The organism is Duganella sp. Dugasp56, from assembly GCF_047304105.1.
In the GTDB taxonomy this organism is placed as follows: domain Bacteria; phylum Pseudomonadota; class Gammaproteobacteria; order Burkholderiales; family Burkholderiaceae_D; genus Rugamonas; species Rugamonas hordei.
On sequence record NZ_JBGLYQ010000032.1, the window covers coordinates 50,447 to 75,832 of the forward strand.

Consider the following 25,386-nt stretch of genomic DNA (forward strand, 5'->3'; position numbering starts at 1 on the left):
GCGTCAGATCGGCCGCGTGTGGTCGCGGTCGACCGCGCGCCGCTGCGGGGCAAGCAGCAGCCAGGTGGCCAGCGGCCACAGGGCCACGGCGATGGCGCTTTCGATGAAGTAGAACCAGCCAGGGAATTTGCCGGAGACGAAGAAGCGCACCAGCAGCTGCACCGACTGCGCCATCACCAGCAGCGGGAACACGTGCATCGCCTGCGTCAGCAGCGGGAACCACAGCACGCGACGGTGCAGCATGATCGCGAAGTAGGACAGCAGCGTGTAGGCCAGCGCGTTCTCGCCCAGCAGCGTGGAATCGTGGACGTCCATCAGCAGGCCGAGGAAGAAGGCGGTGCCGATGCCTACCTTGCGCGGCTGGTGCACCCCCCAGAACACCAGCACCAGCGCCACGAAATCCGGCACGCCGATGAAGTTCCCCCAGGGGAGCAGGTTCAGTAAGAATGCGCAGAACAGGCTGAACGCGATGAACAGCGGACTGACCGGCAGCAGGATATAGTGCGGACGATTCATCGTGCCGGCTCCTTCGGTTTGGCGGCTGCGGGCGCGGGCTGGACGTTGGTCGCGGCCGGCGCGGCGGCAGGTGTCGTTGTTGGCGCTGCCGCGGGCGCCGTTGCAGGTGCGGTCGCGTCGGCGGCCGGCGCCGGCTTGGGCGCGGGCGGCGGCATCACCGGCATCAGGCCGGGCGCCGCGTTGTTCGCGGGCGCGGCGGCGGGAGCCGGTGCCGGATCGACGCCCTCTTTCGGCGCCTCCTTGATCGGCGCCATCTTGTTGTTATGCTTCTTGAGCGCGCGCTGCTCCTCCTCGGGCGGACGCGGAGGCATGTCCGGCGCCGACATCAGTATCAGCAGCTGCGTGTTGTTCGAGATGCCGCCCAGCGGCTGGCAGACCACGCCGCCGAACGAGCCGGCCGCGCTGTTCTCCACCTGCGTCACGCGCGCCACCGCCAGGCCGGCCGGATAGACGCCGTCCAGGCCCGAGGTGACGACGATGTCGCCGACCTGGATGTCCGCGTTGGGCGCCGTGAAGCGCAGCTCCAGCGCGCCGGACTTGCCGCGGCCGAAGGCCACGCTGCGCAAGCCGTTGCGCAGCAGCTGCACCGGCACCGCCTGCTCCTTGTCGGTCAGCAGCGTCACTTCGGAGGTGAACGGGAATACCCGCGTGACCTGTCCGACTACGCCCTGGTTGTCGATCACCGGCAGGCCGAGCGAGACGCCCTGCTGGGTGCCGCGGTCGAGGATGATCTTGCGGCTGTTGGCGTCGCGCGCGTCGTACAGGATTTCAGCCAGCATCGACTTGACGGGCAAATGCTCGCGCGCGTCCATCAGCTTGCGCAGCTGGCCGTTTTCCGCGGCCTGGAGCTGCGCCTGCTGCAGCACCAGCGCGCCGGCGATCTGCTGGCGTTTGAGCTCGCGCACCTGCTTTTCCAGCGAGGACAGCGTGGAGAAATAATCGCCGACGCCGTAGATGGCGTCGCGCGGCAGCAAGGCTGCCATTTGCAGCGGATACAGCACGGTACCCGCGACCTGGCGCACGGTATTCAAGGTGCGCATGCGTGAATCGACCAGCAGCAGTGCAATCGATATGCACGCGAACACCGTCATCTTGACCCGGGCGGAGGCGCCTTGCTTGAAAAGTGGCGGAGGACTGTATTCCATGACTTCCAATAATCCGGCGCTCGCGCGCCAACGAGTGTCAGCTCAGCACTAAGCATCGGGGCCGCTGATTCGCGGCCCCGTCTTTGTCAGATCATTCGTAGGAGAAGATCGAGCCCAGTTGGTCCATCCGCTCCAGCGCCATGCCGGAGCCGCGCACCACGCATGTGAGCGGATCTTCCGCCACCAGCACCGGCAAGCCGGTTTCCTCCATCAGCAGACGATCCAGGTCGCGCAACAGCGCGCCGCCGCCCGTCAGCATCATGCCTTTTTCCGCAATGTCGGCGCCCAGTTCCGGCGGCGTCTGTTCCAGCGCGTTCTTCACGGCCGAAACGATGTTGTTGAGCGGGTCGGTCAGCGCTTCGAGGATCTCGTTGGACGAAATCGTGAACGAGCGCGGGATGCCTTCGGACAGGTTGCGGCCCTTGACTTCCATTTCCTTCACTTCCGAACCCGGGAAGGCCGAACCGATGGCCTTCTTGATCGCCTCGGCGGTCTGCTCGCCGATCAGCATGCCGTAGTTGCGGCGGATGTAGTTGACGATCGCCTCGTCGAACTTGTCGCCGCCGACGCGCACCGAACCCTTGTAGACCATGCCGCCCAGCGAGATGATGCCCACCTCGGTGGTGCCGCCGCCGATGTCGACCACCATCGAGCCGGTGGCATCGGAGACCGGCAGGCCGGCGCCGATCGCCGCCGCCATCGGCTCTTCGATCAGGTAGACCTGCGAGGCGCCGGCGCCGAGCGCCGATTCGCGGATCGCGCGGCGCTCGACCTGGGTCGAGCCGCACGGCACGCAGATGATGATGCGCGGCGAAGGACGGAAGAATTTGGAGTCGTGCACCATGCGGATGAACTGCTTGAGCATCTGCTCGGTGACGGTGAAGTCGGCGATCACGCCGTCTTTCATCGGGCGGATCGCCTCGATGTTGCCTGGGACCTTGCCCAGCATCTGTTTCGCTTCTTTACCGACTGCCTGGATCGTCTTCTTGCCGTTAGGGCCGCCTTCCTGGCGGATCGCGACAACCGAAGGTTCGTCAAGAACAATGCCCTGGCCGCGTACGTAAATCAGAGTGTTGGCCGTGCCCAAGTCGATGGCCAGATCGGTGGAAATATACCTGCGTAAAAAACCAAACATGTGTGTCCTGTGGCGCTACTGGTGTGCGCGTAAGCCGTTAGAAAGAAATCCTGTCGTGACGCGGCGGCAGCAATGATTCAGCGCCGTCAACGCATCAACCCGCCATTCTACCTTATAATTTGAATGCGATTTGCCGAAAATCCAGCCAAAAGTGTATCGGTTGAGGTCGCAAGTTAGCCGGAAATCATCAACTTTTGCCAGCGAATAGGCAGAATATCCAGTTTTTTATCATTACAACAACTAAACCTAGCGCGGCCCGTCCGCGCCATCCGCCATGTCCCTGACCCTATCCGACGTAACCCGCATCGCCAAACTGGCCCAACTTGAGATGAGCGAGCAGCAAAGCGCCACGGCGCTGGACCAGCTGAATGGCATTTTTGCGCTGGCCGAACAGATGCAGGCGGTCGACACCGACGGCGTCGCCCCGCTGAGCCATCCGCTGGCGGCGCACATGAACAACATCGCGCTGCGCCTGCGCGAAGACGCGGCCACCGAAGCGAACCGCCGCGAAGACTACCAGGCCGTCGCGCCCAAGACCCAGGACGGCTTGTACCTGGTGCCGAAAGTGATCGAATAAATCGTCATTCCCGCGAAAGCGGGAATCCATGCTGCGCCGATCTGGCCAGCGTTCTATGGGTCCCCGCCTGCGCGGGGACGACGCAACGAATCTGAATTGAAACGCCATGCACACCAAAACCATTAAAGAGCTGTCCGCGCTACTGCAAAGCAAAGCCATCACCGCCACCGAGCTGGCGACGCACTTCCTCGACCGTATCGAAAAGAGCGACCTGAACGCCTTCCTGCACGTGGACCGCGCGCTGACCCTGGCGCAGGCCGCCGAGGCGGACGCCCGCATCGCCGCCGGCACCGCCACGCCGCTGACCGGCGTGCCGATCGCCCACAAGGACATCTTCGTCACCCGCGACTGGCGCTCGACCGCCGGCTCGAAAATGCTGGCCAACTACGTCAGCCCGTTCGACGCCACCGTGGTGGAGAAATTCCGCGCGGCCGGCATGGTCACCTTGGGCAAACTCAATTGCGACGAATTCGCGATGGGCTCGGCCAATGAAAACTCGGCCTTCGGCCCGGTCAGGAATCCATGGGATAAAAGCGCCGTGCCCGGCGGCTCGTCGGGCGGTTCCGCCGCCGCCATCGCCGCGCGCCTGTCGCCGGCCGTCACCGGCACCGACACCGGCGGCTCGATCCGCCAGCCGGCCGCGTTCTGCGGCATCACCGGCATCAAGCCGACCTACGGCCGCGTGTCGCGCTTCGGCATGATCGCCTTCGCCTCGTCGCTGGACCAGGGCGGCCCGATGGCGCAAACCGCCGAAGACTGCGCGCTGCTGCTGAACGCGATGGCCGGCTTCGACGAGCGCGATTCGACTTCGCTGACGCCTGAAATGGGCGGCATCGACGAAGACTACACGCGCGAACTGGGCCAGCCGCTGACGGGCCTGCGCATCGGCGTGCCGAAGGAATACTTCGGCGAAGGCCTGTCCGCCGATGTCGAGCAAGCCGTGCGCGCCGCGCTGGCCAAGTACGTCGAGATGGGCGCGACCTTGGTGGATATTTCGCTGCCGAACACCGCGCTGTCGATCCCGGCCTACTACATGATCGCGCCGGCCGAAGCCTCGTCCAACCTGTCGCGCTTCGACGGCGTGCGCTACGGCCACCGCGCCGCGGAATACAAGGACCTGTCGGACATGTATCGCAAGACCCGCGCCGAAGGCTTCGGCGCCGAGGTCAAGCGCCGCATCATGGTCGGCACCTATGTGCTGTGCCACGGCTACTACGACGCCTACTACCTGAAGGCGCAAAAGATCCGCCGCCTGATCGCGCAGGATTTCGAAGCGGTGCTGAACGGCCCGAACGCCGTCTGCGACGTCATCATGGGACCGGTCGCGCCGACCGTGGCCTGGGACCTGGGCGACAAGTCCGACGACCCGGTCGCCGCCTACCTGGCCGACATCTACACGCTGTCGACCAGCCTGGCCGGCCTGCCCGGCATGTCGATCCCGGTCGGCTTCGGCAACAAGAATCGTCCGGTGGGCCTGCAGATCATCGGCAAGCACTTTGGTGAAGCCAAGCTGCTCAACGTCGCCCACCAGTACCAGCTGGCGACCGACTGGCACACCCGCGCTCCGGCCGGCATCTAACCCACAGAACAAATAGCGAGAATCATATGGAATGGGAAGTCGTCATCGGTCTTGAGAACCACGTGCAGCTCACGACCGAATCTAAAATTTTCAGCGGATCGCCGATCAAGTTCGGCGCCGAACCGAACACCCAGGCCAGCCCCGTGGACCTGGCGCTGCCCGGCGTGCTGCCGGTGATGAACAAGCAGGCGGTGGACCGCGCGATCCGCTTCGGCCTGGCCGTGGGCGCGAAGATCGCGCCGGCGTCCATCTTCGCCCGCAAGAACTACTTCTATCCGGACCTGCCCAAGGGCTACCAGATCAGCCAGTTCGAAGACCCGGTGGTCATCGGCGGCTCGCTGACGTTCGGCTTCGAGAAGGATGGCGAATTCGTCACCAGGACCGTCAACCTGACGCGCGCCCACCTGGAAGAAGACGCCGGCAAATCGCTGCATGAAGACTACGCCGGCATGAGCGGCATCGACTTGAACCGCGCCGGCACGCCGTTGCTGGAGATCGTCTCCGAGCCGGAAATCCGCAGCGCCGCCGAAGCGGTGGCCTACGCCAAGGCGCTGCACTCGCTGGTGATGTGGCTGGGCGTCTGCGACGGCAACATGCAGGAAGGCTCGTTCCGCTGCGACGTCAACGTCTCCGTGCGGCCGAAGGGCCAGAAGGAATTCGGCACCCGCTGCGAGATCAAGAACCTGAACTCGTTCCGCTTCATCGAGGAAGCCGTGCACGTCGAAGTGCGCCGCCAGATCGAACTGATCGAAGACGGCGGCAAGGTGGTGCAGGCGACCCGCCTGTACGATCCGGACCGCAAGGAAACGCGCGAAATGCGCAGCAAGGAAGACGCGCAGGACTACCGCTACTTCCCCGACCCGGACCTGCCGCCGCTGGTCATTTCCGACGAGTGGATCGCGAAGGTCAAAGCCTCGATGCCGGAACTGCCGGCCGCGATGCGCGCACGCTTCGTCAGCGAATACGCGCTGCCGGAATATGACTCGCTGGTGCTGACCGCGTCGAAGGCGATGGCGACCTACTTCGTCGCCGTGGTGGAAAAGGCCGGCAAGGAAAACGCCAAGGCCGCCGCCAACTGGCTGATGGGCGACGTCTCGTCGACCTTGAACCGCGAAGGCGTCGATCTGGATCAGTCGCCGGTATCGGCGGCCCAGTTGGCGGCGCTGCTGAAGCGCATCGCCGACGGCACGATTTCCAACAAGGCGGCGAAAGAAGTCTTCGCCGGCATGTGGGAAGCCAAGTCGAGCGACGAGAACCTGGTGGACACCATCATCGAAGCCAAGGGCCTGAAGCAGATCTCCGACACCGGCGCGCTGGAAGCGATCGTCAACGACGTCATCGCCGCCAACGAGAAATCGGTGGAGCAGTACCGCGCGGGCAAGGAGGCGGCGCTCAACTCGCTGATCGGCCAGGCGATGAAGGCCTCGCGCGGCAAGGCCAACCCGGCGCAGCTGACCGAGCTGCTGAAGGCCAAGCTGGCCGGCTAAGAAAAAAAGGACGCTACGGCGTCCTTTTTTTTCGACGAACCAAACATCTCCCTGACGCCAATGAACCGATATCTCTATGCAACAGCTTCTTGATGTATTGGCCCCTGAATACGGTTCCAGATAGGGGTATGGGCATCACCGAAAACGACGCTCTTGATGCCGCCAGAAAGCGGGATATCGATATCGAATGCGCCGCTCAGGCCGGGCCGGGTCAGCGCCATCAGCACCTTTACCTGCATTACGCTTTTGGCTCTATGCAGATACACCCGTTCGACCACCATGGCGCTATGAAATAGCAGTCCCTTGATGCTGCAGAATGCGCTCCCGTCCTTTTCAATTTGCCCCAGCAAGTACGGCCGGAGTGCTGGCAGGTCCTATCCGATGAGTCAGCCATTCTCCCGTTGCGCAATACCATGCGTCCGCAGCAAAGGCTGAACACGGACGATGAAATGACCAAGCCTGCCGCCCCAGCCTCTTGTACTGGGCGATCTTTTCAAACAAGCGGATTTCCTGTTCGCTCGAGAGATAAGCGACTCTGCATGCAATGGCATCACGCCCAAGCTCCAGATTCTCGAACAGGCCGTTGCCACTGCCGGTGGGAGCATTTCCCCAAGTCCCATATGTGACAGGCATGCCGTCAACTGGACAATACTCTATCCAGCTATGTCCAAGAAATTGGTCAGCGCCTGTATTCGAAAAAATTTTCAGTATCCCAGCCATACTAACAATTTACGTGGCCTGGTCTGCCGGACTTTAAGCGCCATCAATGGGAGTTTTGAGGCCGTGACAAAGCGCGTGTTTTTGTCGCCGGCAAAACTGCTATGCTGCTGGTCCGGCCACCACATGAGACAACACCGCAATGACCGACACGAGAATACGCCTGGCAGTTCCCGAGGATGCAGCCGCCATCGCCGCGATGGCGGTGGCGCTGACGGAGGAAATATCCGGGCGCCTGGGCGTGAAGACCTTTAACCTGGAACCGCAGAAGACCGCCAGCTTGTGCCATATGCTGCTGCGCGAGGAAAAATACCTCGCGCTGGTGGCCATCGCGGAAGACCAGGCGATCGGCTTTGTCGGCATCTCCGAAGGCCGCGCCCTGTACGCCGAGGGCGCGCTGGCGACGATGCAGGAGTTCTATGTCGCCCCGCCGTTCCGTGCCAACGGCGTCGGCACCCTGCTGCTCAGCGCGGCCGCCGAGCTGGCGCGCAAGCGCCGCTGGAACCGGCTGGAAGTCTGCACGCCGCCGCTGCCGGAGTTCGACCGCAGCTTGACTTTCTACGAACGCCACGGCTTCGAGATCACTGGCGGCCGCAAACTCAAACGCCTGTTCACATCCACCGAGTAGATCATGCGGATTCTTGCCTGCATTCTGCCCCTCTTCATGCTTGGCGCCTGCGGTGAGGAGGCACTGCTGCAAAAATTCTCATCGCCGGAGATACAGGCAACAGCAATCGCCTACCTCGACCAGTTGCGCGCGCATGACTTCACCTCCATCGAAAAAGCCGCAGACCCGTCCATCAGCAACGCGGAACTCCATGGCGAACTGGAAAAGATGGCGGCGCTGCTGCCGGCCAAGATGCCGACATCTGTCAAACTGGTGGGGTCGCAGACAATGCGCGCAGATGGCGCAACGACGGTCAACTCAACCTTTGAATACAACTTCGATGGCACATGGATGATCGCCAGCGTCGCAGTTCGCGAGAAGAACGGGGTCAGCACGATCGCGGGAATGAGTGTGTATCCGCTGCGGCAATCGCTGGAATCGTTGAACCGATTTACGCTGTCAGGCAAGAGCGCGATTCAATACACGGTTCTCGCGGCATCGCTCATCGCGGTGCTCGTAACGTTGTACGCGCTGGTGGCCTGTATCCGCACCAGACTCTCGGGCCGGAAATGGCCATGGATCCTGTTCATCCTGGCGGGATTTGGAAAAATCGCGGTCAATTGGACCACCGGCGCCTGGGAGATGGCGCCGCTCACCGTTCAGCTTTTCAGCGCGTCGGCGGCGGCGCAAATCTACGGTCCCTGGATAGTGTCTGCCTCGATTCCCGTCGGCGCCATTTGCTTCCTGCTGCGTCGGGAAAAACTGCGCGTCCCGGCTGGCTGAGTACTTGCAGGCGCCTTGCCATCAGCTCGCTGGAAGGCATCGTGGCGGACCTCAACGACGCAGTCCAATCGCCGTAGTAGTACTCTCTACTCCAGCAGCGCCGCGATGGCCAGCGGTGTGCTGCTGGTGACGACCTGCCCGCCATCCGGCTGCATGCTGAATCGGTAGGCGAAGATACGGAAGCCGATCACGACGTCGCCGCTGAACGCCGGCCCCTCTTTGGCCGCCAGCGCCACCACCGCCCCATCTGCGCCCTGGTATCGAACCGTCGCCGCATCGTTCCTCGGATACGAAAACTGCACCCCGGCGCAGCTCTTGCCTGCCGCCTCGCCCGAGTAGCGCAGATACGCCAGCAGCTGGTCGCAGGCAGCGTGTAAATCCGCCACGGCATAGACGCCGTCCGGCCGCGTCACGATCGACACCCAAGCGCCGGACTTTAATTGGCCCGCCTTGCGGTTCAGCGTCAGCTCCGCGTTGTCGTCATAGGCGGCCTTGGAGAACGGGAACACGGCACGGCCCAAGGCATCCAGCGTCAAGGCCGTTTGCGTGCTCCTGCCCTTGAGCGTCAGCCGCAATCCCTCCATGGGCACGCTCTTGTCGCGCGGACGAATGCGGAAGTGGTTCTGCAGGAACTGCTTGGGCTTGCCGTACTTCTCAAACCAGATCATCTGCCGGTACGCCGTGCGGTAGTCGATCCAGTCCGACTCCTCCTGCGCGCAGGCGAGCGATGGCAGCAAGGCAAGGCTGAGCAGGAGGAGCCTGAGCATATGGCGCTTAAAACCGGTACGCCAGTCCGCTGGACCAGGTGATGAAGTTGCGGCGCTCGACGATGGGACTTCCGGCAGGCGTCGTGCCCAGGCGCGTGCCCGTCACGGAGCTGTTGATCAGCCACTTGCTGCTCAACTCCCAGTTCCAGTTGACGCCCGCGCTCATCGCCATCACTCCTCCGGAGGGCCGATAATCGCGCACGCCGCCGCTGGCGGTGCTCACTTCATACAGTTCGCGCGCCACCGGGTCGCTGGCCAACGACACTCCGGCCGACAGCGACACCGTATGATGTGGCGCCAGCGACGACCAGCTCTTCTGCATGCCAAGCTGCCCCTTGAAGCCGTGCGCACTGGTGTCGTAGACCGCACTGGAAAGGATGCGCGCGTTATCGCCCAGGTAGTAGTTATAAAAGCCGCCCACGTCCGGCGATCCCTTGACCGGATGCGTGCCGCGCAGGCGGCGGCTTTCGCCCGGATCGCGCGAATTACTGTCGACCAGCAGAGGACCATATTCGACGCCGGCGGTTTCCGACAGATGCAAGCCCGCCACGCCGGTGGCCGACACGAAGACGCCATTGCTCCACTGGACCTGCAGCAGCGGCCGCAGCGACACCGGCCGGTCCTCGCCTGCAGCCACCGCGGTCCGCGTGGCGACGCCTATCCCCACATACATGTCCCGGCTCCCGTCGGGCATCATCAGCCCGGCGGTGTTCTCGGCCAGCGCCGGTCCGCATGCGGCCAGCAGGAAAAATAACGGGGATAGCTTGTTCATGTATTCCTTAAAAGCCGAAGCGCAGGCCCAGCGCGAATCGATCCATCGTCGAGGTCAAGCCTTCGTGTTTCAGTTTGTCCGTATGTTCCAGTTCCAGCTGCACCGCAACGTCCTTGCCCACCAGGTAGGACGCCCCCACGCTCAGGTACGCGCCGGTCTTGCGGGTCGTGGTGCCGGCCGGCGCATCCTTGCCGCTGATGTCCAGCGCCATGCGCCCCTGCGCCACGCCGACCTTGGCGAACAGCGACCAGTCCTTGTTCAGCTGCCAGGTTCCCCTGGCAGCCAGGTAGGCGGCGCTGTTGCGGGCCTTCAGCTGGTAGCCGGGAGCGAGATCGAAGCTGGTCGAACCGATGCTGCCGCGATAGCCGCCCTCCAGCGCCCAATTCTGCGACAACACATAACCTGCAAACAGCCCGGCCGGCGTGGCCTTGCTGCCGGCGTCGCGTTCCGTGGTGGCGCCGTTGTCGGTGAACTTGATATGGCCGTTCGCCGACGGACTCAGATTGGCGCCGATGTAAAAGTCTTCGGCCTGCGCCAGCGGGGTTGCGAAGAGAATGGCGATAGCAGTACACAAAAATTTGTTCATGTTCAGATTCCGGGTTGAAGTAGGAGCCTCCAATGTAAAGAGCCCCGCCTTCGAAATCCGCCTCGATCTGTCGCTGAATTGTCCTCAATTTGTAGGCGTCATTTGTATAAAAAGTGTACGAATCTGTACCGGATTGTCGAAATTACCACTTCCACGCCGCAGTCCACTACAATACCGCTCAAATTGGAGGCCCGATGCAGCGTGTGATGCTGGTGGAAGACGATGCGCGGCTCGCCGCGCTGGTCAAGGAATACCTGGACGAATTCGACTACGAGGTCGACGTGGTGACGCGCGGCGACCTCGCGCTGGAGCGCTCCCGCGCCACCCGGCCGGACATGGTGATCCTCGACCTGACGCTGCCCGGCGTCGACGGCCTGGTGGTGTGCCGCCAGCTGCGCCAGCTCAGCGCCGTGCCCATCCTGATCCTGACGGCGCGCGAAGACAGCTTCGACGAAGTCTCCGGCCTCGAACAGGGCGCGGACGACTACGTCAACAAACCGATCCAGCCACGCGTGCTGCTGGCCCGCCTGCGCGCGCTGCAACGGCGCGGCGCGGCTGCGGCAGGCAGCGACATCGTCATCGGCCAGTTGCGCATCTCGCGCGAGAACCGCGCCGTCTTCTGGCGCGGGCAGGAGGTGGCGATGAACAGCACGGAATTCAAACTGTTCCTGATCCTGGCCGACGCCTCGGGCAAGGTCATGTCGCGCAACGACATCCTGGTGCGGATGCGCGGCATCGAATTCGACGGCCTCGATCGCAGCATCGACAACTGCATCTCGCGCCTGCGCCGCAAATTCAACGACGGTGGCCCGGAGCGCATCAAGACCGTATGGGGCGAAGGCTACCTGTTCAGTCCTTCGGCCTGGGAATGAACCGGCTTTTCCGGCATTTCGCGGTACTGGTGCTGCTGGCCATCACGCTGGCCAGCGGCGTCATCTACTTCACCTTCAGCCGCTTGTTCGGCGATCCGCTGGAGCAGATCGCACGCCGCCAGTCCGCCGGCCAGATATTCCTGCTTGAGCAGTACATCGACAAGGCGCCCGCCGACGAATGGCTGCCGCGCCTGAACAAGGTACGTGAAGTGTCCGAGGCCACGCTGGAGCTGCAACCCTTGCAGGCCACGCTGTCCGCGCTGCCTGCCGACAAACGCGCCCCGCTGCTGCAGGGCGCGGTGGTGATGGACGTCGGCGGCAAGGCGTTCTACCGCCGGGTCGACACCAACGGCGCGCGCTACATCGGCAGCGACGGCGATGTGATCCACGCGCAGAATCTGCCCATCGATATCGGCCAGGCGCTGGGCATGGAGGCGATACGCTTCGGCGTGATCGCGCTGTTCCTGCTGGTGCCGATAGGATGGTGGACGCGCGCGCATGGACGCGGCCTGGCGGCGCTGTCGCGCGTGGCCGATGATTTCGGCCAAGGCAACCTGGCGGCGCGGGCGCAGGTCAGGCCGGCATCGAGCATCGCACCGCTGGCGGGCCGCATCAACGAAATGGCCGAGCGCATAGGCTTGCTGCTGGAGGCGCGCAAGCATCTGCTGCATTCGGTATCGCACGAGCTACGCACGCCGATAGCGCGACTGGAGTTCGGCATGGAGCTGCTGCGCGACCGGCACGCGATCGACAACCCGGATATGCGGCGCCGCATCGACGCGATGGGCGCGGATATCGACGAGCTCAAGTCGCTGGTCAACGAGCTGCTCGACCTGACGCAGCTCGATCATGCGCAGGCGATGCCACGCCAGCCGTTCGCGCTGGCGCCGCTGCTGCAAGCCTGCATGCCGGCGCCGGAATCCGCTGCGCAATTCAGCGCCAGCATCGCCGGCGACCTGGGCGAACTGCATGGCGACGCCCGGCTGCTGGCGCGCGCCATCAACAACCTGCTTGGCAACGCCGCCAAGTACGCCGTTTGCAGTATCGTCCTATCCGCCGTCCGCGATGAAGACCGTATCCACATCATCATCGAAGACGACGGCCCCGGCGTCCCTGCCGCTGAGCGCGAGCGCGTGTTCGAGCCCTTCTACCGCCTGGCCCGCGAACAGGATCATGCCGCCGCCGGCCATGGCCTGGGCCTGGCGATCGCCGCCAGGGCCATCGCGCTGCACGGCGGCTCCATCGCCATTGACGACTCGCCACTGGGCGGCGCCCGCTTCACCATCACAATCTAGACATAGATGTCTAGATTGCACAACGCCTTACAGCAGGCCTGCAAATTAAAGTATACATTTTTGTCTAGACAGACTAATCTACAAATACTTTAGCAAGCCGACAAGAGAACGCCATGACCATTCCGAAACCGACCGCCGCCGAACTCGATCTGCTGCAAGCCCTGTGGCCGCTCGGCTCGGCCACCGCCAAGCAGGTGCACGAAGCCATGCTGGAAGAGAAGCCGGACCTGGCCTACGGCACCGTGCTGCGGCTGATGCAGATCATGCACACCAAGGGCATCCTGATCCGCGACGAGAGCCAGCGCTCGCACATCTATGCGCCGGCGCAGGCGCAGGACGCGCTGCAGACCAACCTGCTGAAGGACCTGATGCAGAAGGCCTTCGCCGGATCGGCCAAGGCGCTGGTGCTGGCGGCGCTGCGCTCGGGCATCTCCAAAAAGGAGCGCGAGGAGATCGAGAAGATACTCAAGGAAGAAAAGAAATGAGCGCCTTCATCTTCGCCCTCGGGCTGACGCTGGTGCACTTCCTGTGGCAAGGCTTGCTGCTGGGCTGCGCCACCGCCGTCGCGCTGACGCTGCTGCGTAACAGCCGCGCCGAATACCGCTACCTGGCCGCCTGCTCGGCGCTGCTGGCCTGCCTGTGCTGGCCGGCCATCGAACTGTATCGTCGCCTGAACGGCGACGCCGCCGGCGGCATCATCGACATCAACGTGATCCATCTCGCCGCGCAAACCATCGTCGGCGACGGCACGCCGTTCGACCTGCGCGACTCGGTGCGCGACATCGTCAGCCTGTGGGCGCTGTGCGCCGCCGTGCTGGCGCTGCGCATGATCCTCGGCCTGCTGTGGATAAACCGCGCCGCGGAGCAATGCGACTGCCGGCACCGCGACCAGCAACTGCGCTGGGAAGCCAGCCTGCGGCGCCTGGCCTCGCGCTTCGGCGTGACACGCGCCGTACGGCTGCGCATCGTCGACAGCATCGCCAGCCCGATCACCGCCGGCTGGTGGCGCCCGGTGGTGCTGCTGCCGGCGGCTCTGGTGGCCGGCATGCCGCCCGATTTGCTGGAGGCGCTGCTGGCGCACGAAATGGCGCACATCCAGCGCCACGATTACCTGGTCAACCTGCTGCAGAACGTGATCGAAACGCTGCTGTTCTACCACCCGACCGTCTGGTGGATCTCGAACCGCATCCGCATCGAACGCGAACTGATTGCAGACGATTTCGCAGCAAGGCAGCTCGGCGAACCGCGGCGTCTGGCGCTTGCACTCTCAGAACTGGAGCGACTCCAGTTCTCCACTCACCACCTGGCCCAAGCGGCCAATGGAGGAAATTTGATGGACCGTATTCAACGACTGTGCCGCCCTGCCCCGCAGGCCCTGAACTGGAAGGCCGCGATTCCGATGCTGGGATTGGCGCTGGCCTGCATGTCGATCTACGCCGAGGCCACGGCCGCCGACAAGGCCTCGGCGAAGAGGGTGCAAGCCATGGCCGACTTCGACCACTGCGCCAAGCCGGTGTGGCCTGAAGGCGCGATCGCCAGGCAGGAAAGCGGTGCCGTGACGCTGGGCTTCCTGGTCGGTGCCGACGGCACGCTGAAAGACTCGAAGGTCAAAAAATCCAGCGGCCACGCCGATCTGGACGAGGCGGCGCGCAGCGGCATCTTCAAATGCAAGTTCAAGCCGGCCACTCAGGCCGGCAAGCCGGTCCAGTCATGGATGCAGATGCAGTACGTCTGGGTGCTGGAGTAAGCAGGAAAGGCGCCCGGCCGGCGGCGCATGTCAGGCCGGGCGCAACGCCATCCAGTCCAGGATGTCGGCAAAGATCTGCTCGCGATTGAGCTCGTTGAAATTCTCGTGATAGTTTTGCGGATGCCGCTGATACGTCAGCAGCGCCGCCGGCACCGACTTCAACATCGCCTGCGCCGCGTCGGCGTCGGCCAGCTTGTCGTCGCCGGCAACCACGGCGAACAGCCGATGCTTCCAGGCCGGCATGCGCGCCGCCAGTCCCTGCTGAGCCGCCGTCAGCGCGTTGCCGAAGCGGACCGTGATTTCGGTGGCGCGGATGCCGTCGCGTTCATCGTCATGATGGCGGGCGGTGATGGCGCTGTCGTGGGTCAGCATATCGGTCAGCGGCGCCAGCGGCACCTTCATGCGCGGCGCCAGAGCGCCCAGCACGCCGGCCAGCGCCAGCAGCACCGGCGACACCTTGATCGCGTTGACGTAGTACGGCGACGACAGGATGAAGCCCTTGATGGCGGCGTCGCCGGCAAAGTGCCCCAGGCCCAGGTGGGTGGCGATCAGCGCGCCCATCGAATGGCCCATGACATAGATCGGCACGCCGGGATACTGCTGCTTGACCCAAGCCAGGAAGGCCACGCTGTCGTCGAGGAAGACGTGGAAGCCGGGGACGTCGACCCGGCGCGCGTCCTGGTGGCCGCACAAGTCGTAGGCCACGGTGGCGATGCCGCGGCGGCGGAAATACAGCGCCGGCGTGACGTAGTCGCCCGCATGCGCCATGCCGCCGTGGATCGCCAGGATCACCGCGCGCGGGGCTGCGCCCTGCGGTTCCCAGATGTGGACGCGGCGCTCGGCCTGTGGGCCGGCGCGGAAGCTGGCCAGACGGTCTTCGGAAAAGCGCATCAGGCGGTGATGCTGAGCGTGATGCCCATGCCGGTCAGCAGCGTCAGGTCGGCCAGCGTGAAGTCCAGACTGGGCGTGGCCTCGCCGCGCTCGGTGGTGAACGAGATGCGCAGCTCGGCGGCCACGTCGGAACGCTCGAAATGGATGCCGCGCGCCTGGCATTCGGCCAGGTAGTGACGGATCTGCTTGAGCAGCGCATCCGGATCCATGTCGGTGCCGACGGCCACGTAAAAGCCGGAATCGATGCGCACGCGCCCGTCCGGCTTCACGTCGCCCTTTTTCCAATCGCTGTCCGGCTCGGTCGGCAGACCGTCGCGTATATCGTCCAGTCCCTCGTCGTCGCCGTGCACCTTCAGTGTTGCGATGTTCATGGATTAGCCTTTTTTGTCTCCGGGTACCTCAAAGAAGGTTACACCATAGAAATATCAAAGTCTAGCAATATAGCTTTTTATGCAATGCCGTAGCGGGTGCGGTACGCGGCCACCGCATCCTTGTACTGCAGCAGCTGCGGATCGGCGCCGGCGCCGTTAAGGTAGCTGAACAGGTCGTCCAGGTTGCCGATCGAAATCACCGGAATGTTGTAGGTCTTGGCCACTTCCTGCACCGCCGAACTGGGCGACAGCGCGCCGTCCTTGCCGGAGCGTTCCATGCGGTCCAGCGCGATCAGCACGGCGCACGGTTCGGCGCCCGCGGCGCGTATCATGTCCACCGATTCACGCACCGAGGTGCCGGCCGAGATCACGTCGTCGATGATGACGACCTTGCCCTGCAGCTTGGCGCCGACGATGGTGCCGCCTTCGCCGTGGTCCTTGGCTTCCTTGCGGTTGAAGGCGAACGAGGTGTTGCGGCCCTTGCCGGCCAGCGCCACTGCCGTGGCCGACGCCAGCGTGATGCCCTTGTAAGCCGGGCCGAACAGCATGTCGAACTCGACGCCGGAATCGAGCAGCGTTTGCGCGTAGAACTGCGCCAGCTGCGCCAGCGTGGCGCCGTCATGGAACAGGCCGGCGTTGAAGAAGTACGGCGACTGGCGGCCGGCCTTGGTGGTGAACTCGCCGAAGCGCAAGACACCGGTCTGGACCGAAAACGCGATAAATTCCTGGCGCAGGTTATTCACTGAATTAGTCATGTTGGCTCATTTCTTTAAAGTGCCGGTATTTTAACGCTACACTAACGCATTCCAAAATTTACGCCGCTCCCTTATGCCAAAAATCATCTCCGCCAACCTGAACGGCATCCGCTCCGCCTCGACCAAGGGCTTTTTCAAATGGATGGCCACGCAGGACGCCGATTTCGTCTGCGTCCAGGAATTGAAGGCGCAAGCGCCGGACATGACGCCGGAATTCCTCAACCCGGGCGGCTACCACGGCCACTTCCACTATGCCGAGAAAAAAGGCTATTCCGGCACCGGCGTCTACAGCAAGATCGAACCGGACCGCGTGGTCATCGGCTTCGGCGCGCCGGAATTCGACGCCGAGGGCCGCTATGTGCGTTGCGATTTCGGCAACCTGACGGTGATCTCGGTGTACTGCCCGTCCGGCTCCTCCGGCCCGGAGCGCCAGGAAGCCAAGTTCCGCTTCATGGACCTGTTCCTGCCGCACCTGCAGCAGCTGCACGCCGAGGGCCGCGAAGTGGTCATCTGCGGCGACTGGAACATCGCCCACAAGGAAATCGACCTGAAGAACTGGAAGGGCAACAAGAAGAATTCCGGCTTCCTGCCCGAGGAACGCGAGTGGATGACCCGCGTCTTCGACGAAGTCGGCTTTGTCGACGTGCACCGCGGCCTCGACCCGCGCGAGGAGCAGTACACCTGGTGGAGCAACCGCGGCCAGGCCTATGCCAAGAACGTGGGCTGGCGCATCGATTACCACGTCGCCACCCCGGGCATCGCCGCCAAGGCCACCAGCGTGGCCATCTACAAGGATGAAAAATTCTCCGATCACGCGCCGCTGACCATCATCTACGGCTGATTTGTTGTAGGCAAACAAAAAAACTGCGGCGATAGGAATTTCCTAAAGGTAAATAGGCATGTTTCCTTGTTATCATACAGGTTGCGCCTATTTACCAAAGAAATGCCATGCCCTCTTCCCCTACGCCGACCCTGCTTTCCGTCACCGCCACCGGTAACAACACGATCACCTTGCATTTCAGCGAGGCGATGGCGGCCGGCGAAGGCAATCTCATCATCAGCGGCGGCCACAGCCAGACGTACATGACCAAGGATGGGCTGGCCACCCGCATCGTCGGCGCCCACGATACGCGGCCGGTGTCGGCCAGCGACAGCCAGGTCAACTACAGCGGCACCGACGTGGTCATCACCTTGACCACGCCACTGGAAGCCGGCCTGACCTACAGCGTCACGATGGGGAATAACGTGCTGCGCACGGTAGCCAGCGACATCGGCTTCCACAGCATCAGTTCCACCAGCCAGTTCTTCTTCACCACCACCGCCACGGCGCACAGCGCGCCGAGCGCGACGGTGGATGCGGCGATGCATTTCACCGACAGCGGCGCCAGCAGCACCGATTTCGTCACCAGCTGGGACGCGCAGGTCGTCACCGGCACCTATACCGGCACGCTGGGCACCAACGATTTCGTCCAGGTTTCGCTGGACAACGGCGCCAGCTGGCACAAGGCCAGCGCCAGCGGCAACGCCTGGAGCTACAGCGGCAGCATCGACACCGCCAACCTCGGCAGCGGCCAGGATTCGACCTTCACCAGCAAGATCCTGGCGCGCGTCGGCAATACCTACACGCTCAACAGCGGCACCGTCAGCCAGACATATACCTACGACCACCAGGTGCCGAGCGCGCCGTCGAGCAGCTTTGCGCTGTCGAACGACAGCGGCACCAGCAGCAGCGACTACATTACCAACGTCGCCAGCCAGACCATTTCCGGCACCATTGCCGGCCTGTCGGGCAGCGGACTGGCCGTTCAGATTTCGATGAGCAACGGCGATACCTGGGACAACGCCACCGTCAGCGGCAATAACTGGAACGCCGCCGTGACGCTGAACCAGATCGGCAAGGTGCTGGTGCGCGTGGTCGACCTGGCCGGCAACGCGTCGTCGTCAGTCTCGAAGGTATACGACTACGACACCGGCGTGTCGCTGAGCGGCCACGCGCTGACGCTGCTCAGCGACTTCGACACCGGCACCCTCCATAACGACCACATCACCAGATCCTTCTCCTATGTCACGCTGGCGGTCGACGGCATGACCGGCCTGAACATCGGCGACCGGATCGAGCTGATCGACACCAGCCACGGCTCGGCCGTGGTCGGTCATTACACGATACAGAGCACCGACCTGGATGGTTATGGGGTGCTGGGGACCACCACCGGCAAAATGCACCACCCCGGCAGCGACATCTCATTCCAGAACATCACGCTGGAGAGCCTGGCCGACGGCGCTTACGTGCTGGCCGCGCGCGTAACGGATGTGGCTGGCAACGTCAGCACGGCGCTCAGCGACACGCTGAGCTTGACCATCGACAACACCGCGCCAACGCTGACCAGCAGCACGCCAGCCGAAAGCGCCGGGTCGGTGACGGTAGTAGCCCACAATACCCTGAGCTTTACGTTTAACGAAGACATCTACGTCGCCGACGGCACGGTCGTCACCATTACCGACGACGACGATCCGAACAGCTTCCAACAGGTGACGCTGTCGAACAGCGACATCAGCGGCAATACGCTGAGCTTCACGCTGAACGATGCGCTCACCGCCGGCACCCACTACACGGTGCAGGGTGCGACGATCACCGACGCCGCCGGCAACGCCGGCATCACCGGCGACACGGTGATGCTGCACTTCACCACGGCCGGCAGCTACCCGGCGCCGGCGACGCCGGCGCTCTCCATCGCCGATACCGCGCCCGCATCGGACACCAATTCGTCCTCCACGTTCCATACCGACCATATCACCAAGGCCGTCACGGTGCAGGTCGCGGAGCTGAACGAAACGGGCACATGGTATTACCGGCTGCACCCGACGGACGCATGGACGGAGGGCTCCGGCAGCAGCTTCGTGCTCGATGAAGGCACTTATGCCGCCAACCAGATCGAGGTCAAGCAGACGGTTCATGGCGTCGACAGCGCCGTCACCAGCAACAGCGATCCTGTTACCGTGGATACCCATGCCGCCGGCGCCGACGTGACCGGCTCCACCTCCTTCTCCTCCGGAGATAACACGATCGGCGGCAACCTCACCCACAGCACCGACTTGCCCAACGAAATTGTGGAGGTGACCCTGGACCACGGCGCGACCTGGCTGCAAGCGACGACCAGCGCCGGCTCGACAGGCAACGCCTCGTGGACACTGAGCGGCATCTCGGCCCAGTTGACAGACAACTTCGGTGTGCGCGTGTCCGACCAGGCCGGCAACATTACCGAATTTGCGGACCGGGCGGGCACCTATGTGACCTACTATCTGAGCGATGGCGCGGTCATCACCTACAACCATGCCGGCGATGATCACGTCACCGTGGTAGGCAATGGCTCCAACAGCACCATTACGCTCGGCAATCATTCACTGGTTTACACCGGGAACTATGGCAATGTGACCATGGGCGACGATGCGTTCGTCTCGGGCCTGGACAACCTTACCGTCACCACCGGCAACGGCAACAACACCGTGTATGCCCACGCATCAGCCAACATCACCACCGGCAGCGGTTCGGACATGATAGGCCTCACCGCAGCCGACAACGCCACGGTGCATGCCGGTGCCGGAGACGATACGTTGTTTTTGCTGGCCAACGCCAGCTTGAACCTGGATAGCTTAACCGGCATTACCGGCGTCGAAAACATCAGCTTCGTCGGCACCGGTCCCAACGATCTGACCATCGCCAGCACCGCCGGCGTGCAGCACTTCGTGACTGGCAGTACGCTGACCATCACCAATAACAACAACGCCACCGGTACAACCGTGCATTTGAATGATCTGGTGTGGGCTGATGCTGGAACTCAATCGGGATACCACGCCTACCATGACCTCGGCAATACAATGGTGATCCTGGTCGCCACCACCATCGCGGTGGACTTGAACCACACCCTCTGACCGCTTACAGGCTGCGGCGGCTGCTGAATTCGCGGCGCTCGCCGCTGAGGGGGTCGGTGAAGGCGATGCGGCGCGCCAGCAGCTTCAACGGCTGCGACACGTCGTCCTGCTTGCACGGCAACGCCACCGGATAGAATGCATCGTTGACGATGGGGATGCCCAGCGACGCCAGGTGCAGCCGCAGCTGGTGCTTGCGGCCGGTGTGCGGCTGCAGCCGGTACAAGGTGCAGTCGGCGCGGTGCTCGATGACGTCGATCAGGGTTTCGGAATTGGGCTCGCCCGGCACTTCCTTCATGATGAAGAACTTGTCGCCGTCGACCATGCGGCTGCGGTAGGTGAACGGAAAGTCGCGGCCGTGCAGGCGCGGCGCCAGCGCTTCGTACTCCTTCTCGATCACGCGTTTCTGGAACATCGACTGATAGGCGCCGCGGCTGTCCTGGCGGCGTGAAAAGATCACCACGCCGGCCGTCTCGCGGTCCAGCCGGTGGATGGGCGTCAGCTCTTCCTCGCCCAGCTTTTTCTTCAGCCGCACCAGCAGCGTCTCGTGCAGGAAGCGGCCGGTAGGTATCATCGGCAGGAAGTGCGGCTTGTCGACCACCACCAGATGCTCGTCCATGAACAGCACCTCCTCCTCGAACGGGATCGGCGTCTCCGCATCGAGCTCGCGGTAGTAGAAGATGCGCATGCCGCGCTTGTAGGCGCTGTGCGGCGCCAGCGGGTTGCCGTCGCCATCCACCACGTCGCTGCGGGCCATGCGCTCGCGCCACGACGCTTCCGTCACGTCGGGATAGTAGGCGACCAGGAAGGTCAGCAGGTCCGGCCACTGCCCTTCCGGCAGCCACAGGTAGCTGGGCGCGACACCGTCGCGCATGGGCAGCGGCGCCTTGGCCATTATGAGCGCGGCAGCGCCAGCGAGTGGTACGGCGGCAGATTGTTCGGATCCAGTCCCTTGACGCGGGCAAACACCGGCAGCACCAGATGCATGTTCGCGTTCATGTCGTCGATGCGCTTGCTGCCGCTGGGGTGGGTCGACAGGAAGGGCAGCGGCTGGCTCTTGTTCACCGCGCTCATCTTCTGCCACAGCGCCACGCCGGCGCGCGGATCGAAGCCGGCCCGCGCCGCCAGGTCCAGGCCGACCAGGTCGGCCTCGCTTTCGTCGCTGCGCGAATAGCTCAGCGCGGCGGTCTTGGCGGCGCCGCCGGCCACTGCGTCGCCCAGGCGCGGATCGACGCCGAAATAGGCCGAGCCCAGCGCGCCGACAATGCGCGCGCCGATCGACGTGAGGGCGTTCTTGCCGGCCTGCTCGCGCGCGTGCTCGCGCAAGGCGTGGGCGATCTCGTGGCCCATGACCATCGCCACTTCGTCGTCGGTCAGATTGAGCTTGGTCAGGATGCCGTTGAAAAAGGCGATGCGGCCGCCCGGCATGCAGAAGGCGTTCACCGTCGGCGAGTTGAGCAGGTTGACTTCCCACTTCCAGTTGGCCGCGTCCGGATTCCAGCGCGCGGTGAACGGGATCAGCCGCTTGGCGATGGCGCGCAGGCGTATCAGTTGCGGATTGCGCTCGGTGGCGACGGCGTCCTTCTGGTGCGCCTGGGCCAGCATCTGGTCGTACTGCAGCTTGGACTGCTGGTCGAACTGGCGGGCGTCGCCGCCGATGCCGCGCAGGCGCGACATGCTGGTGACCGGGATGCCGTCGTTCTGCGCATGGACAGACAACCCGGGCACCGCGCCGGCCAGGCACGCCAGCGCCAGCAAGGCGCTCTTCAATTTAAGCTTTTTCATTTCCACTGTTCCATGGTGCGATTTTCGGCAGCATCATCATCGCAGGAAAAGCGAGGATGAAGCACACGATAAAGAACCAGAACCACCCGGTTTCGGCCACAATATAACCCACCGAGGAGTTGATGAATGTGCGCGGGACCGCCGCCAGGCTGGAAAACAATGCATATTGCGTGGCCGTGTAGCGCGGGTCGGTGGCGCGCGACATGAAGGCCACCAGCGCCGCCGCGCCCAGCCCCAGGCTGGCAAAGGCTTCGAAGCCGAACACGGCGCTCAGCAGCAGCGGATCCGGCCCGGTACTGGCCAGCCACGCGAAACCGAGGATGGCGATCGCCTGCAGCACGCCGAACACCCACAGCGCGCGGTTGATGCCCAGCTTGATCATCCAGATGCCGCCCACGGCGCCCCCCGCCAGCGCTGCCCACCAGCCGGTGGCGTTGGCGGCCAGGCCGATCTGCTTGGTGGTGAAGCCGATATCGAGGAAGAACTTGGTCGACAGCGCTGTGGCCATGCTGTCGCCGATTTTGTAGAGCAGCACGAAGCCGATGATCAGCAAGGCCTGGTTCCAGCCATCGCGCAGCACGAACTCGCGGAACGGCAGCACCACGGCCTCCTGCAGGTTCTTGGGCGGCGCGCCATACACGGCGGGTTCCTTCGACAGCAAGGTGCAGATGAAACCCGGCAGCATGAAGGCGGCGACGATCCAGAACACCGCCTGCCACGGCATGCTGTCCGCCAGTACCAGCCCCAGCGCGCTGGGGATCAGGCTGGCGGCCTTGTAGGCGTTGACGACGATGGCTGCGCCCAGGCCCTGCTCGTTCTCGACCAGGATCTCGCGGCGGTAGGCGTCGATCACCACGTCCTGGCTGGCCGACAGGAATGCGATCAGGAACACGAAGCCGGCGATCAGGCTCAGTTCGAGTTTCGGGTCCAGCATGCCGAGGCCGCCGATGACGAGGAACAGCGCCAGCTGCGTCAGCGCCATCCAGCCGCGCCGCCGGCCCAGCGGGCCGATGCTGTAGCGGTCCATGAACGGCGCCCACAGGAACTTGAAGGTGTAGGGGAAGGTCACCAGCGCGAACAGGCCCAGCGCCTTGACGTCCAGTCCGGACTTGGCCAGCCATGCCTGCATCAGGTAGATCAGCGTGTACAGCGGCAGCCCGGAGCTGAAGCCCAGGAACAGGATCGATATCGTGCGGCCGTTGACATAGGTGCGCCAGCCGCGCGCCGTGGCCTCCACGCCGGCCATCAGTGGTCCGCCTTTTTGCGCAGGCGGAACACGGCCAGGTCGCCGCGCAGGTTGGGCAGGAACGATACGCGGTGGCCTTCGGCCAGCGCCACGCATTCGATCACGTCCAGCCCGCATTCGACGGCCAGGTCGCGGAAGTCGGTGATGGTGGCGCAGCGCACGTTGGGCGTGTCGTACCATTCGTACGGCAGCGATTCCGACACCGGCATGCGGCCCTTCAGCAGGGCCACGCGGTGCGGCCAGTAGGCGAAGTTGGGGAAGGAGACGATGGCTTCCTTGCCGACGCGGACGATGTCGCGCAGCAGCGGCTCGACGTGCTTCATCATCTGCAGCGACGACAGGCACAGCACCGTGTCGAAGCTGTCGTCGCCGAAGATGGCCAGGCCTTTTTCCATGTCCTGCTGGATCACGCGCACGCCGCGCCTGGTGGAGTCCAGCACCTTGTCGTCGGCGATTTCGATGCCGTAGCCGCTGCACCGCTTGTCGCTCTGCAGGTAGTCCATCATCACGCCGTCGCCGCAGCCGACGTCCAGCACATGCGCATTCTCCGGCACCCAGTGGGCGATGAAGGCCAGGTCCGGCCGGGCGGTGCTTAATTCATTGAAGTTCATGCGACATCCTTTATTTCATTCCACACCTGGCCGTAGTAGGCGCGCACCATGTTCATGTAGCGCTCATCCTCCAGCAGGAAAGCGTCGTGGCCGTGCGGCGCGTCGATCTCGGCATAGGTCACCTGGCGGCGGTTGCTGATCAGCGCCTGCACGATCTCCTGGCTGCGCTCCGGCGAAAAACGCCAGTCCGTCGTGAAGGAGGCCAGGAAGAACTTGGCCCTGGTGCCGGCCAGCGTCTTGGCCAGGTCGCCGCCGTGCTTGCGCGCCGGGTCGAAATAGTCGAGCGCCTTGGTGATCAGCAAGTAGGTGTTGGCGTCGAAGTATTCGCTGAACTTGTCGCCCTGGTAGCGCAGGTAGGATTCGATCTCGAAGTCCACGCCGAAGCCGAACTTGTAGTCGCCCGCCTCGGCCGCATCGCGCAATTTACGGCCGAATTTCTCGGCCATGTCGTCGTCGGACAGATAGGTGATGTGGCCGACCATGCGCGCCACGCGCAAGCCGTTTTTCGGCACCACGCCGTGTTCGTAGAAGTCGCCGCCGTGGTAATCCGGATCCGACAGGATGGCCTGGCGCGCGACGTCGTTGAAGGCGATGTTCTGCGCCGACAGCTTGGGCGTCGAGGCGATCACCACGCAGTGGCGCAGGCGGTCGGGGTACATGATGGACCAGGCCAGCGCCTGCATGCCGCCCAGCGAACCGCCCATGACGGCGGCGAACTGGCTGATGCCCAGTTGATCGGCCAAGCGCGCCTGCGCCGCCACCCAGTCTTCCACAGTGACGACCGGGAAGGCCGCGCCGTAAGGCTTGCCGGTGGCCGGATTGACGTGCATCGGGCCGGTCGAGCCGAAGCACGAGCCGAGGTTGTTGACGCCGATGACGAAGAACTTGTCGGTGTCCAGCGGCTTGCCGGGACCGACCATATTGTCCCACCAGCCCAGGCTTTTCGGCTTGCCCTCATATTCGCCGGCCACGTGGTGCGAGGCGTTGAGCGCGTGGCACACCAGCACCGCGTTCGATTTGTCGGCGTTGAGCGTGCCGTAGGTCTCGTACATCAACATGTAGTTGTGCAGCGAAGCGCCGCTCTGCAGCGGCAGCGGCTGCGCAAAATGCATGGTCTGCGGGGTAACGTATCCTAAGGATGACATGTGGTTTATTGGTTTTTTAGGTCGGCCCCACGGGCCATCTATCAAGGCGGAGCCGCGAGGATGGGCTCCG

The 25,386-nt window shown here is 63.8% G+C and carries 26 protein-coding genes; 11 read left to right on the top strand and 15 right to left on the bottom strand.

The annotated features are described in order from the left end of the window. Positions 1-3: 3 nt before the first annotated feature. The 3 genes from mreD to ACCD07_RS21750 form a co-directional block, all read right to left on the bottom strand. Entirely contained in the window at positions 4-516 is a 513-nt protein-coding gene (gene mreD, locus ACCD07_RS21740; RefSeq protein ID WP_176654856.1) for a rod shape-determining protein MreD, read from the bottom strand. After that, positions 513-1,661: a rod shape-determining protein MreC gene (mreC, locus tag ACCD07_RS21745; RefSeq protein WP_353399327.1), complete on the bottom strand. Its 1,149-nt coding sequence runs from the start codon at positions 1,659-1,661 to the stop codon at positions 513-515. The genes mreD and mreC overlap by 4 nt, the downstream gene beginning before the upstream one ends. A gap of 91 nt (positions 1,662-1,752) precedes the next feature. Continuing rightward, complete coding sequence (locus ACCD07_RS21750) at positions 1,753-2,796, bottom strand: rod shape-determining protein (RefSeq protein WP_008445008.1); 1,044 nt, start codon at positions 2,794-2,796, stop codon at positions 1,753-1,755. A gap of 274 nt (positions 2,797-3,070) precedes the next feature. Between ACCD07_RS21750 and gatC the strand changes: the two genes are divergently transcribed. From gatC to gatB, 3 genes are all read left to right on the top strand, one after another. After that, positions 3,071-3,373, top strand: a complete 303-nt coding sequence (gene gatC / locus ACCD07_RS21755) for an Asp-tRNA(Asn)/Glu-tRNA(Gln) amidotransferase subunit GatC (RefSeq protein WP_176654858.1) — start codon at positions 3,071-3,073, stop codon at positions 3,371-3,373. Positions 3,374-3,479: 106 nt separating this feature from the next. Beyond that, positions 3,480-4,952 carry an Asp-tRNA(Asn)/Glu-tRNA(Gln) amidotransferase subunit GatA gene (gene gatA / locus ACCD07_RS21760; protein WP_353399324.1) on the top strand — a complete coding sequence of 491 codons (1,473 nt, stop codon included), beginning with the start codon at positions 3,480-3,482 and terminating at the stop codon, positions 4,950-4,952. A 26-nt stretch (positions 4,953-4,978) separates the two neighbouring features. Then, positions 4,979-6,439 (top strand): Asp-tRNA(Asn)/Glu-tRNA(Gln) amidotransferase subunit GatB, encoded by a 1,461-nt coding sequence (gene gatB, locus ACCD07_RS21765; protein ID WP_413448531.1) that lies wholly within the window; start codon positions 4,979-4,981, stop codon positions 6,437-6,439. 74 nt (positions 6,440-6,513) lie between these two features. Here the strand turns inward: gatB and ACCD07_RS21770 are convergent, their stop codons facing one another. After that, entirely contained in the window at positions 6,514-6,720 is a 207-nt protein-coding gene (locus ACCD07_RS21770; protein WP_413448532.1) for a hypothetical protein, read from the bottom strand. 578 nt (positions 6,721-7,298) lie between these two features. Here ACCD07_RS21770 and ACCD07_RS21775 point away from each other — a divergent pair. Both ACCD07_RS21775 and ACCD07_RS21780 read left to right on the top strand, forming a co-directional pair. Then, complete coding sequence (locus ACCD07_RS21775) at positions 7,299-7,784, top strand: N-acetyltransferase family protein (protein WP_413448533.1); 486 nt, start codon at positions 7,299-7,301, stop codon at positions 7,782-7,784. A gap of 3 nt (positions 7,785-7,787) precedes the next feature. Next, positions 7,788-8,546 (top strand): hypothetical protein, encoded by a 759-nt coding sequence (locus ACCD07_RS21780; RefSeq protein WP_176654863.1) that lies wholly within the window; start codon positions 7,788-7,790, stop codon positions 8,544-8,546. 86 nt (positions 8,547-8,632) lie between these two features. Here ACCD07_RS21780 and ACCD07_RS21785 read toward each other — a convergent pair whose 3' ends face one another. Genes ACCD07_RS21785 through ACCD07_RS21795 form a run of 3 tightly spaced genes read right to left on the bottom strand, consistent with a single transcriptional unit; the run spans position 8,633 to position 10,671 of the window. After that, positions 8,633-9,313, bottom strand: a complete 681-nt coding sequence (locus ACCD07_RS21785; protein WP_413448534.1) for a hypothetical protein — start codon at positions 9,311-9,313, stop codon at positions 8,633-8,635. Between the two features lie 7 nt (positions 9,314-9,320). Next, entirely contained in the window at positions 9,321-10,085 is a 765-nt protein-coding gene (locus ACCD07_RS21790; RefSeq protein WP_413448535.1) for a MipA/OmpV family protein, read from the bottom strand. Between the two features lie 7 nt (positions 10,086-10,092). Continuing rightward, positions 10,093-10,671 (bottom strand): outer membrane beta-barrel protein, encoded by a 579-nt coding sequence (locus tag ACCD07_RS21795; RefSeq protein ID WP_413448536.1) that lies wholly within the window; start codon positions 10,669-10,671, stop codon positions 10,093-10,095. A gap of 194 nt (positions 10,672-10,865) precedes the next feature. Here ACCD07_RS21795 and ACCD07_RS21800 point away from each other — a divergent pair, with 194 nt between their 5' ends. From ACCD07_RS21800 to ACCD07_RS21815, 4 genes are all read left to right on the top strand, one after another. Continuing rightward, positions 10,866-11,543 carry a response regulator gene (locus ACCD07_RS21800; protein ID WP_413448537.1) on the top strand — a complete coding sequence of 226 codons (678 nt, stop codon included), beginning with the start codon at positions 10,866-10,868 and terminating at the stop codon, positions 11,541-11,543. Further along, a complete protein-coding gene (locus tag ACCD07_RS21805; RefSeq protein WP_413448538.1) occupies positions 11,540-12,838 on the top strand; it encodes an ATP-binding protein in 1,299 nt (432 codons plus the stop codon). The genes ACCD07_RS21800 and ACCD07_RS21805 overlap by 4 nt, the downstream gene beginning before the upstream one ends. 113 nt (positions 12,839-12,951) lie before the next feature. Next, positions 12,952-13,323 carry a BlaI/MecI/CopY family transcriptional regulator gene (locus tag ACCD07_RS21810; protein ID WP_176654869.1) on the top strand — a complete coding sequence of 124 codons (372 nt, stop codon included), beginning with the start codon at positions 12,952-12,954 and terminating at the stop codon, positions 13,321-13,323. Beyond that, positions 13,320-14,585 carry a TonB family protein gene (locus ACCD07_RS21815; protein ID WP_413448539.1) on the top strand — a complete coding sequence of 422 codons (1,266 nt, stop codon included), beginning with the start codon at positions 13,320-13,322 and terminating at the stop codon, positions 14,583-14,585. The genes ACCD07_RS21810 and ACCD07_RS21815 overlap by 4 nt, the downstream gene beginning before the upstream one ends. Before the next feature lie 30 nt (positions 14,586-14,615). Here the strand turns inward: ACCD07_RS21815 and ACCD07_RS21820 are convergent, their stop codons facing one another. From ACCD07_RS21820 to pyrE, 3 genes are all read right to left on the bottom strand, one after another. After that, positions 14,616-15,476, bottom strand: a complete 861-nt coding sequence (locus tag ACCD07_RS21820; RefSeq protein ID WP_413448540.1) for an alpha/beta fold hydrolase — start codon at positions 15,474-15,476, stop codon at positions 14,616-14,618. Continuing rightward, complete coding sequence (locus tag ACCD07_RS21825; RefSeq protein ID WP_176654872.1) at positions 15,476-15,847, bottom strand: hypothetical protein; 372 nt, start codon at positions 15,845-15,847, stop codon at positions 15,476-15,478. Before ACCD07_RS21825 ends, ACCD07_RS21820 begins: the two co-directional genes overlap by 1 nt. Before the next feature lie 77 nt (positions 15,848-15,924). Continuing rightward, positions 15,925-16,602, bottom strand: coding sequence for an orotate phosphoribosyltransferase (pyrE, locus tag ACCD07_RS21830; protein WP_176654873.1), 678 nt, complete (start codon positions 16,600-16,602; stop codon positions 15,925-15,927). A gap of 73 nt (positions 16,603-16,675) precedes the next feature. Between pyrE and ACCD07_RS21835 the strand changes: the two genes are divergently transcribed. Continuing rightward, positions 16,676-17,443, top strand: a complete 768-nt coding sequence (locus ACCD07_RS21835; protein ID WP_176654874.1) for an exodeoxyribonuclease III — start codon at positions 16,676-16,678, stop codon at positions 17,441-17,443. Between the two features lie 107 nt (positions 17,444-17,550). Beyond that, positions 17,551-20,532, top strand: a complete 2,982-nt coding sequence (locus ACCD07_RS21840; RefSeq protein ID WP_413448541.1) for an Ig-like domain-containing protein — start codon at positions 17,551-17,553, stop codon at positions 20,530-20,532. Positions 20,533-20,536: 4 nt separating this feature from the next. On the opposite strand, the gene ACCD07_RS21845 is transcribed toward ACCD07_RS21840, so the two are convergent. Genes ACCD07_RS21845 through metX form a run of 5 tightly spaced genes read right to left on the bottom strand, consistent with a single transcriptional unit; the run spans position 20,537 to position 25,316 of the window. Beyond that, positions 20,537-21,424, bottom strand: coding sequence for a pseudouridine synthase (locus ACCD07_RS21845; protein ID WP_176654876.1), 888 nt, complete (start codon positions 21,422-21,424; stop codon positions 20,537-20,539). Next, a complete protein-coding gene (locus ACCD07_RS21850; RefSeq protein WP_176654877.1) occupies positions 21,424-22,314 on the bottom strand; it encodes a M48 family metallopeptidase in 891 nt (296 codons plus the stop codon). Before ACCD07_RS21850 ends, ACCD07_RS21845 begins: the two co-directional genes overlap by 1 nt. Next, positions 22,301-23,560, bottom strand: coding sequence for an AmpG family muropeptide MFS transporter (locus ACCD07_RS21855; protein ID WP_176654878.1), 1,260 nt, complete (start codon positions 23,558-23,560; stop codon positions 22,301-22,303). Before ACCD07_RS21855 ends, ACCD07_RS21850 begins: the two co-directional genes overlap by 14 nt. Further along, entirely contained in the window at positions 23,560-24,171 is a 612-nt protein-coding gene (metW, locus tag ACCD07_RS21860; protein ID WP_176654879.1) for a methionine biosynthesis protein MetW, read from the bottom strand. The genes ACCD07_RS21855 and metW overlap by 1 nt, the downstream gene beginning before the upstream one ends. Continuing rightward, on the bottom strand, positions 24,168-25,316 hold the full coding sequence (metX, locus tag ACCD07_RS21865; RefSeq protein ID WP_176654880.1) for a homoserine O-succinyltransferase MetX: 1,149 nt from the start codon (positions 25,314-25,316) through the stop codon (positions 24,168-24,170). The genes metW and metX overlap by 4 nt, the downstream gene beginning before the upstream one ends. Between the last annotated feature and the right edge of the window lie 70 nt (positions 25,317-25,386).